Source organism: Streptomyces sp. NPDC019224, assembly GCF_040632605.1.
GTDB lineage: Bacteria > Actinomycetota > Actinomycetes > Streptomycetales > Streptomycetaceae > Streptomyces.
The window spans coordinates 129,853-137,727 of the sequence record NZ_JBEYCF010000017.1 but is presented as its reverse complement, the minus strand read 5'-3'; the positions used below and the strand labels follow the sequence as shown (position 1 = coordinate 137,727).

The following is a 7,875-nucleotide window of genomic DNA, read 5'->3' as shown; positions in this document are numbered from 1 at the left end:
GGGTCTCGGTGATTTTCTCGACTCCGGGGCCCGGGGGCCGGCGGGGCGGGCCCGCCCCCCGGGACCCCGACGGCCTCCGCGCCGCCCTATCCGGCGTCGGCCTCCATCGCCCGCACCAGGCCGGCGGGCCGCATGTCCGTCCACGCCGCCTCGATCGCGTCGAGACATTCCTGGCGCGAACCCTCCGGGCCGCCGACGCTCCACCCGCCCGGAACCTCGATGTGCGCGGGCCACAGCGAGTACTGGCCCTCGCCGTTCACCAGCGTCACAAACCGCGCCGACTCGTCATCGAAAGGATTGGTCACGACCGTCCCCCCACTTGTTTTCCCACATGCCACGGCATGTTCTTCAGATATATGCGGGCCTGTCACGCGGATTCACCGCTCCCCCACCATCGGACCGCCCACCCCTTCCGTGCGACCCCGGTCGCACGGGACGGAGATGCGTTACGCCTCGGGATACCGGCGCGACGCCGATGGCCGGCCGGCCTTCCGGCTTCGCCCGTTCACATCAATCACCATAGATGACCGCCGACGGCCGAAGAGCCGAATTCGGTCCCTTACTTATGGATGCGCACGGCCGCGACGTGCGCGAAGGCCGGCCCCGGACATATGCCAACCCGGATTCCCCGGAAACATCCAGCCAACCCATGTCCCAATTGTGCATGTTTCACTGAATACGACCCGCGCAAATCCGGATAACCGCCGGCGTACGCCTCATCGGCTCCGGGTCCGCACCGATCGCACCGCGCTCCCGTGCGCCGGGTGCGCGCCCCATACCGAACCAATGGCCCTTTCTGTCACGCAGCGTGATATCCGCCTCCGTGGGGCGGCCCACCCGGCGGGGGCGGCCCCCACCGCGTGCGGTACGAATGCCGTGTGACCGAAGAGAACCCGCCCGCGACCGTTCGCGTGTTCATCGCCCTCGCCCCGCCCGACACCGCGAAGGACGAGCTGGCCCGGGAGTTGCGCCCCGTGTACGACACGCACCCGCAGGTGCGGTGGAACCGCGTGGAGGACTGGCACATCACCCTGGCGTTCCTGGGCGCGCTCCCGGTGGAGACCGTTCCGCTGCTGCGTCCTCCGCTCGCCGCTCTCGCCGCGGCCCACCCCGCTCCCCGCCTGGCGCTGCACGGCGGCGGCACGTTCGACGAGCGGGTGGCGTGGAGCGGGATCGCCGGGGACCTCGACGGGCTGCATCTGCTCGCCGCCGGCGTGCGGACCGTGGTGGAGGACTGCGGCATCGCCCTGGAGAACCGGCCGCTGCGCCCCCACCTGACCCTCGCCCGGGTCCGCCGGGGCGACCACACGTCGGCCGGGGAGATCGCGGCCCGGCTCACGGAGTTCCGCGGCCGCCCGTGGCCCGCCGAGCGCCTGCACCTGGTCGGCAGCAACGCGGGGCGCGGCCCCGGGCAGATCCGCTACCGCGACATCGAGGCGTGGCCGCTCGGCACCGCGCGCGAAGCCGGGGCATCACCTTCGCACTCGTAGAGCGCGCCGTTACGCCAGGCTGCCCAGAGTGGGGCGTGGCGCCGTGTGTTGGTGAGGTTCGGGGGTACCCCTGTGGAACGGTGGGCTGACTTCGGCTCGCACCACCCAGGCGGACACCGCACAAGCGGAAAGGGATTTCACTGATGGGACACGGCGGAAACGTGATCGCGGAGCTCACCACGGACCACCGCGAGGTCGACGAACTGTTCGCGAGGATCGAGGCCCAGCCGGTCGGCGACGAGCAGCGCAGGAAGCTCGCCGACGAGCTGACGATCGAGCTGGTCCGTCACTCCGTGGCGGAGGAGATGCACCTGTACCCGGTGGTGCGCCGGTACGTGGACGACGGCGACGACATGGCCGACAAGGAGCTGTCCGACCACGCGAAGGTGGAGCAGCACCTCAAGGACCTGGAGGGGCTGCCCGCGGACGACCCGCAGTTCGACCATCTGGTGGCGACGCTGAAGCTGGAGGTGAGCGAGCACGTGCGCGACGAGGAGAACCGGCTGTTCCCGCTGCTCGCGGCGGCCGTCTCCTCCGAGGCCCTGGAGGAGCTGGGCGAGAAGGTCCGCGCGGCGAAGAAGACCGCCCCGACCCGTCCGCACCCCTCCGCCCCCGACACCCCGCCCGGCAACAAGATCCTCGGCCCCGGCACCGGGCTGGTCGACCGGGCCCGCGACCTGCTGACCGGCCGCGGCAAGGGCTGAACCCCCCGGCGCCCCGGCACGTCCCCGGCGCTCAGCGGGCGCGGGCCGGGCCGAGGCGCAGGCGGTCGAGCAGGTCCGCGTGATGGAGGCGGGCTATCGGCTCCATCAGATCGGGGTGGCGCAGCAGTGCGGTGGCCGCCAGGTCGTGCGCGTTCGGTTCGGTCAGGCGGCGGAACTCGGCGGGCCCGGCCACGGTGTGCTCGCACTGTTCGAGCGCCTGCACCGCTTCCCTCGCCGCCCCGGGTGCGGTGAGCAGGTGGGCGGCCCAGCTGGCGACGACCTCGTCCACCCAGCTGCGCCAGGCCGTGTCCTGCGGACCGGCCGCCGCATGGCCGTGGGCGCCGGTGACCTCGTCGAGGCGGGCCGATCCGCCGGGGCCGCTCAGGGCCACCAGGGCGGCGTCCAGGTCCGTGGGGTAGCGCAGCCAGGTGGCGACGGTGACGGCCTGGCGGGCCTGCGCCTCGGCCAGGGCCGCGGTGAGCGGCCCTCCGTCGGCGGGAAACGCGCGCGTCAGCCACTGGGTGGTGGCGGCGATGAGCGGGGAAAGGTCTGCGGACATCGGGGCGTCCCCTCGGGTGCTGGATCGCCGTGCAGATTACTGCCCCCTCCCGCACGCGCCGTATGACGCAGGGCACGTTCCGGCCGTGGTGTGCGTCATGGGCCCCCACCGACGGGGCACACGGCTGCCGAAGGCCGGACCAGGAAGCAGCGGGCCCGTCGGCCCGGAACGATTGGGAGAGCACACCATGACCCACCCCCGCCCCCTTCCCGGGCTGGACGAGTCCTTCTGGATGGACAGCACCGACGCACCGGACCGTCCGCGCCTGGCCTCGGACACGGATGCGGACTTCGTCGTGATCGGCGGCGGCATCGCCGGCCTGAGCACGGCGTGGGAGCTGACCCGGGCGGGGCGGAACGTCGTGGTGCTGGAGGCGGACCGCATCGCCTCCGGGGTCACCGGATACACCACGGCCAAGGTGTCCGCGCTCCAGTCGCTGGTGTACGACAGGCTGCGGCGGACCAGGGGCGCGGAGGCCACCCGGCTGTACGCGGCGTCGCAGCAGGACGCGGTGGACCGGGTGGCCGGCATCGTCGAGGAACTGCGGATCGCGTGCGACCTGGAGCGGGTGAGCGCGTACAGCTACGCGGCCGGGGCGGCGTCGCGCCCGCTGATCGAGGCGGAGGCGCGCGCCGCCGCCGAGGCGGGTCTCGACGCCGCGTACGTCACCGGGACGGAACTGCCGTTCGCGGTGGCCGGGGCGGTCCGCGCCAACGGGCAGGCCCAGTTCCACCCGCGCAAGTACCTGCTGGCCCTGACCGACGACCTGGTCGCGCGTGGGGGCCGCGTCTTCGAGCGCAGCCGGGTCACCGGCCTCTCGGAGGGCACACCGTGCCGGGTGACCACCGAGTCGGGGCGGACCGTGACGGCCCGGACGGTGGTCGTCGCCACGCACTACCCGGTCTTCGACCGCGCGATGCTGTTCGCCCGGCTCTCGCCCCGGCGGGAGCTGGTCGTCGCGGCGCCCATCGCGGCGGACCTGGCGCCGAAGGGCATGTACATCACCGAGGACGAGGGGAAGCGTTCGGTGCGCTCCACGCCGCTCGACGACGGGCGGCGCCTGCTGATCGTGACCGGGGAGAGTTTCACGCCGGGCACCGGGGACCCCGCGGAGGGGTTCCGGCGGCTGGACGGCTGGATGCGCGAACGGTTCCCGGTGGGCCCGACGGCGTACCGGTGGGCGGCGCAGGACAACGATCCCAGCGATACGGTTCCGCTCATCGGGCCGTTCCACATCGGGGCGCGTCACACCTATGTGGCGACCGGTTTCGGCGGCTGGGGCATGACCGGCGGGGTGCTCGCCGGCCGTCTGCTGACCTCCCTCATCTCCGAGGGGACCCCTGCCCTGCCGTGGGCGGAGCTGTACGACCCCCGGCGGCTGGGCAGCGCGGTGCGCGAGGCGGGGTCGCTGCTGGGAGCGCAGGCGGAGGTGGCGAAGCACTTCGTCGGCGACCGGCTGGCCGTCAGTCACCTGGACTCGGTGAGCCAGGTCCCGCCGGGCACGGGGGCGGTGGTCCGGGTGAAGGGCCGTCGCTGCGCCGTGTACCGGGCCCCGGACGGCACCGTGCGCGCGGTGTCCGCGCGCTGTACGCATCTGGGGTGCCTGGTGGCGTTCAACGAGGCGGAGACGGCGTGGGAGTGCCCGTGCCACGGTTCGCGCTTCGCCGTCGACGGCACGGTCCTCCAGGGCCCGGCGGTCCGGCCGCTGGAGGCGTTGGACCCCGGCGAGGAAGGGTAGGCGGGGGCCGGGCCCCGGGCCGCTAGCGGCGTGCCATGTACAGGCTGAACGCCTTGTGCAGGACCTTGTTGAGGGGGTAGTCCCACTCGCCGACGTACTCGGCGGCCTGGCCCCCGGTGCCGGCCTTGAAGCGGAGCAGGCCGAGCAGGTGGTTGCCCTCGTCGAGCGTGTCGGTCGTGCCCCGGAAGTCGTAGACGTGCGCGCCCTGGGCGTGGGCGTCGCGGATCATCTGCCACTGGATGGCGTTGTTGGGCTGGACCTCGCGCCTGCGGCTGGTGGAGGCGCCGTACGAGTACCAGACGTGCCCGCCGACGGTGAGCATGGTGGCGGCGGCCAGCACCTCCCCGTCGTGCGCCGCGAGGTAGAGCCGCATCCGGTCGGGGTGCTCGGCGGTGAGCGCCTTCCACATGCGCTGGAAGTACTCCAGGGGGCGGGGGATGAACCGGTCGCGCTCGGCGGTCTCGGTGTAGAGCGCGTAGAAGGTGTCCAGGTCGGCGTAGTCGCCCTGGACGACCTTGACGCCGGCCTTCTCGGCCTTCTTGACGTTGCGGCGCCACAGCTGGTTGAAGCCGCTCAGGATCTCGTCGAGCGTGCGGCCCGCGAGGGGGAGCTGGAAGACGTAACGGGGCTGGCCGGCGGCGAAGCCCTCCTCGCTGTCGCCCCCGGCCTGCTGCCAGCCCATGGCTCGCAGACGGTCCATCAGCGCGAAGGCGCGGGGGTCCTGTTCCGTGGGGTCGACCTCGCCGAGGCGGTGGGCCAGTGGGTCGGCGATGGCCTCCTTCACGGTGGCCGCGTCCCAGCGCCGGGCGACGACGGGCGGGCCCATCTTCACGGTGAACGCGCCCTGTCCCCCGAGGTGGTCGAGGAGCGGCTTCAGCCACCGGCCGAGGTCGTCGTCGTACCAGTCGATGACGGGGCCCTCGGGCAGATAGGCGAGGCAGCGCTTCAGCTTCGGCAGCGGGCGGTAGAGGACCAGGGCCGTTCCGGTGACCCGGCCGGCGTCGTCGGTCCAGCCGAGGCTCTCCGCCCGCCAGTCGGGTTTCACCTCGCCCCAGGAGGGGACCTGCATGTGGCTCGCCGACGGCAGGCTCTCGACGAACGCCGTGTGCTCGTCCCGGCTGATCGTCCTCAGGCGGAGGTCCATCGGTCTGCTCCTCGTTCACGGGGGGTGATCCTCTGGCAGCGTAAGGGCGCTCGTCGCCGCCCACGACGCGAGCGGTCCGGGGGCGGGCGTTCGGGCGAAACACCTGTCGGGTCAGCGCCGGGCAGCAGCGACGCCGGGATCGGGCCGAGCGTGGCGAGGACGGCTGGTGCCGCCGTGACCAGCGGGTCCGGCACGTCGCTCCTCTCGGGAAGCGAGGAGTGCGGGGCGAGGGGGAGCCGTCGGCCGCGGCGAGGCCGGCCCCGGTGCCGATCGGGCGCTCCCGCAAGGAGTCCGGGTGATCCATGGGCGGTGCCTGCCGGGCAGCCGTAGCCACTGTCCGCGACGCAGCCCGCGTGGCACCACCGCACACGCTCCAATGACCTCGCCAAGATGCGGGGGCTGTGAGAGTGAGCAGACTGGGTTCCATGGCAGATCAGCGGCGCTCCCACGCCGGAACCACGAAAACGACGACCACTCGTCGCTCCTCGTCCGCACGAGGCCCCGAGCACGCGGCCCGCGCTGCCTGCCAGAGCCTGGAGGGTCTCATCGACCACCACGCGGAGGGGGTGTCCGCCATCCGGCGCACCGACGACGGCTGGTGCGTCGTCGTGGACGTTCTCGAAGTGCCCCGGATCCCGGACACCACGAGCCTCCTCGCCTCCTACGAGGTGCAGCTGGACCGGTCCGGTGAACTCCTGGAGTACCGCAGGGTCCGCCGGTACCGCCGGGGCGCCGCCGACGAGTGAGCCGCGTCCACTCCCCTGCCGGAAGGACATTCCATGACCGCCACCACCTACTCCGACGAAGTCGTCGCCTGCCCGCCGCGCGCCGGCACCCTGTACGACGTCCTGGAGCTGATCCTCGACCGGGGCATGGTGATCGATGTGTTCGTCAGGGTCTCCCTGGTCGGCATCGAGATCCTCAAGATAGACGCGCGCATCGTCGTCGCGAGCGTGGATACGTATCTGCGGTTCGCCGAGGCGTGCAACCGGCTCGACCTGGAGCGGGACTCGGGCAGCACCACGGTTCCGGAACTGATCGGCGGCGGTGCCGTCAAGTCCATCGGCAAGCGGAAGGTGCGCAGGGCGGCCGAGTCGGTGGGAGACACCGTACGCAAGGCGGTCGGCGGCGGCGACGACGAGGACGAGGAGTCGGAGGAGCGGCCGAAGAAGCGGCGTTCTCCGGCGCGCGACAGCGAGAGCCGGCGCCGCCGGGCGGAGGCCTGAGCCGTGACAGCCGACGGTGTGTACGTCTACGCGATCACCCCGGCGGGAGTCACCCTCCCGAAGGGGCAGGGCGGGGTGGGCAGCCCGCCCGCCCGCCCGCGGACCGTCCGGCAGGGCCGGCTGGCCGCCGTCGTCAGCGACGCTCCCCCGGATCTCCGGGCGCGCCGCCGCGATCTGCTGGCCCACCAGGATCTGCTGATGCGCCTCATGGACGAGGGGCCCGTGCTGCCGATGCGGTTCGGCATGGTCGCGCCGGGCGAGGAGGCCGTGCTGCGGCAACTGGCCGCCGACGGGGCCGGGCACACGGCGGCCCTGAAGCGGCTCGCGGGCTGTCACGAGATCAACGTCAAAGCGCTGGCCGCCGAGGACGCGCTCGCCGATGTCGTCGCCGAGGACAGCACCGTACGCAGGCTGCGGGATGCCACGCGCCGGCGTCCGGGATACGAGGCCAGCCTGAAACTGGGCGAGGCGGTGGCCGCGGCCCTCGCGCGCCGGGCCTCCGAAGCGGGGCGGCGGGTGCTGCGGGAGCTGACCCCGAGGGCGCGGGCGGTGGCGGCGGGCCCGGAGGTCCAGGGGTGCGTCCTCAATGTGTCGTTCCTGGTGGACCGCGGTGCCAGTGAGGCGTTCCTGGCCGAGGCCCACCGGTTCGCGAGCGACAACCGCGGCCATGTGGAGCTCCGTCTGGCCGGGCCCCTGCCGTGCTACAGCTTCGTCGCGGCCGAGGCCCGCCCGGTACCCGTGGGCAGTGGCTGAGATGGGCCTGATCACGGGACTGCTCACTCTGCCCCTCGCACCCGTCCGGGGGGTGGTCTGGGTGGCGGAGAAGCTCAATGACGCCGCCGAGCGCGAGCTTCACGACCCTCATGTACTGCGCACGCAACTGGCCGTACTCAACCAGGAGTTGGAGGACGGAGACATCACGCTCGAGGAATTCGAACGGGAAGAGGAGCGGCTGCTCGACCGGCTGCACGCCGTTCGGGCAGGCCGAGTGCCAAGCGATCGAAGGTGACGTGC

At 72.6% G+C, this 7,875-nt stretch carries 10 protein-coding genes; 7 read left to right on the top strand and 3 right to left on the bottom strand.

The window, feature by feature from the left end:
- Nucleotides 1–86 precede the first annotated feature (86 nt).
- Entirely contained in the window at nt 87–305 is a 219-nt protein-coding gene (locus tag ABZ564_RS14250) for an MbtH family NRPS accessory protein (RefSeq protein WP_360854895.1), read from the bottom strand.
- Between the two features lie 573 nt (nt 306–878).
- Between ABZ564_RS14250 and thpR the strand changes: the two genes are divergently transcribed.
- Both thpR and ABZ564_RS14240 read left to right on the top strand, forming a co-directional pair.
- Nucleotides 879–1,490 carry an RNA 2',3'-cyclic phosphodiesterase gene (gene thpR / locus ABZ564_RS14245; RefSeq protein ID WP_360854893.1) on the top strand — a complete coding sequence of 204 codons (612 nt, stop codon included), beginning with the start codon at nt 879–881 and terminating at the stop codon, nt 1,488–1,490.
- Nucleotides 1,491–1,633: 143 nt separating this feature from the next.
- Complete coding sequence (locus ABZ564_RS14240) at nt 1,634–2,194, top strand: hemerythrin domain-containing protein (protein WP_360854890.1); 561 nt, start codon at nt 1,634–1,636, stop codon at nt 2,192–2,194.
- Between the two features lie 31 nt (nt 2,195–2,225).
- Here the strand turns inward: ABZ564_RS14240 and ABZ564_RS14235 are convergent, their stop codons facing one another.
- Entirely contained in the window at nt 2,226–2,753 is a 528-nt protein-coding gene (locus tag ABZ564_RS14235) for a hypothetical protein (RefSeq protein WP_360854888.1), read from the bottom strand.
- Nucleotides 2,754–2,940: 187 nt separating this feature from the next.
- Here ABZ564_RS14235 and ABZ564_RS14230 point away from each other — a divergent pair, with 187 nt between their 5' ends.
- The gene (locus ABZ564_RS14230) at nt 2,941–4,491 is read left to right on the top strand and encodes an FAD-dependent oxidoreductase (RefSeq protein ID WP_360854885.1); all 1,551 of its coding nucleotides are present in this window, start codon (nt 2,941–2,943) and stop codon (nt 4,489–4,491) included.
- Nucleotides 4,492–4,513: 22 nt separating this feature from the next.
- Here the strand turns inward: ABZ564_RS14230 and ABZ564_RS14225 are convergent, their stop codons facing one another.
- A complete protein-coding gene (locus ABZ564_RS14225; RefSeq protein WP_360854882.1) occupies nt 4,514–5,635 on the bottom strand; it encodes a peptidoglycan bridge formation glycyltransferase FemA/FemB family protein in 1,122 nt (373 codons plus the stop codon).
- Between the two features lie 425 nt (nt 5,636–6,060).
- Here ABZ564_RS14225 and ABZ564_RS14220 point away from each other — a divergent pair, with 425 nt between their 5' ends.
- Genes ABZ564_RS14220 through ABZ564_RS14205 form a run of 4 tightly spaced genes read left to right on the top strand, consistent with a single transcriptional unit; the run spans nt 6,061 to nt 7,870 of the window.
- Nucleotides 6,061–6,381 carry a gas vesicle protein gene (locus tag ABZ564_RS14220; protein ID WP_360854880.1) on the top strand — a complete coding sequence of 107 codons (321 nt, stop codon included), beginning with the start codon at nt 6,061–6,063 and terminating at the stop codon, nt 6,379–6,381.
- Between the two features lie 33 nt (nt 6,382–6,414).
- Nucleotides 6,415–6,861, top strand: coding sequence for a gas vesicle protein GvpJ (gene gvpJ, locus ABZ564_RS14215; RefSeq protein ID WP_360854877.1), 447 nt, complete (start codon nt 6,415–6,417; stop codon nt 6,859–6,861).
- Nucleotides 6,862–6,864: 3 nt separating this feature from the next.
- Nucleotides 6,865–7,614 carry a GvpL/GvpF family gas vesicle protein gene (locus ABZ564_RS14210; protein ID WP_360854874.1) on the top strand — a complete coding sequence of 250 codons (750 nt, stop codon included), beginning with the start codon at nt 6,865–6,867 and terminating at the stop codon, nt 7,612–7,614.
- Nucleotide 7,615: 1 nt separating this feature from the next.
- A complete protein-coding gene (locus tag ABZ564_RS14205) occupies nt 7,616–7,870 on the top strand; it encodes a gas vesicle protein GvpG (protein ID WP_360854909.1) in 255 nt (84 codons plus the stop codon).
- Nucleotides 7,871–7,875: the final 5 nt, after the last annotated feature.

Coding starts and splice junctions, on each gene's coding strand:
- ABZ564_RS14240 (WP_360854890.1), top strand. CDS start 1,634: ATGGGACACGGCGGAAACGTGATCGCGGAGCTCACCACGGACCACCGC.
- ABZ564_RS14235 (WP_360854888.1), bottom strand. CDS start 2,753: ATGTCCGCAGACCTTTCCCCGCTCATCGCCGCCACCACCCAGTGGCTG.
- ABZ564_RS14230 (WP_360854885.1), top strand. CDS start 2,941: ATGACCCACCCCCGCCCCCTTCCCGGGCTGGACGAGTCCTTCTGGATG.
- ABZ564_RS14225 (WP_360854882.1), bottom strand. CDS start 5,635: ATGGACCTCCGCCTGAGGACGATCAGCCGGGACGAGCACACGGCGTTC.
- ABZ564_RS14220 (WP_360854880.1), top strand. CDS start 6,061: ATGGCAGATCAGCGGCGCTCCCACGCCGGAACCACGAAAACGACGACC.
- gvpJ (WP_360854877.1), top strand. CDS start 6,415: ATGACCGCCACCACCTACTCCGACGAAGTCGTCGCCTGCCCGCCGCGC.
- ABZ564_RS14205 (WP_360854909.1), top strand. CDS start 7,616: ATGGGCCTGATCACGGGACTGCTCACTCTGCCCCTCGCACCCGTCCGG.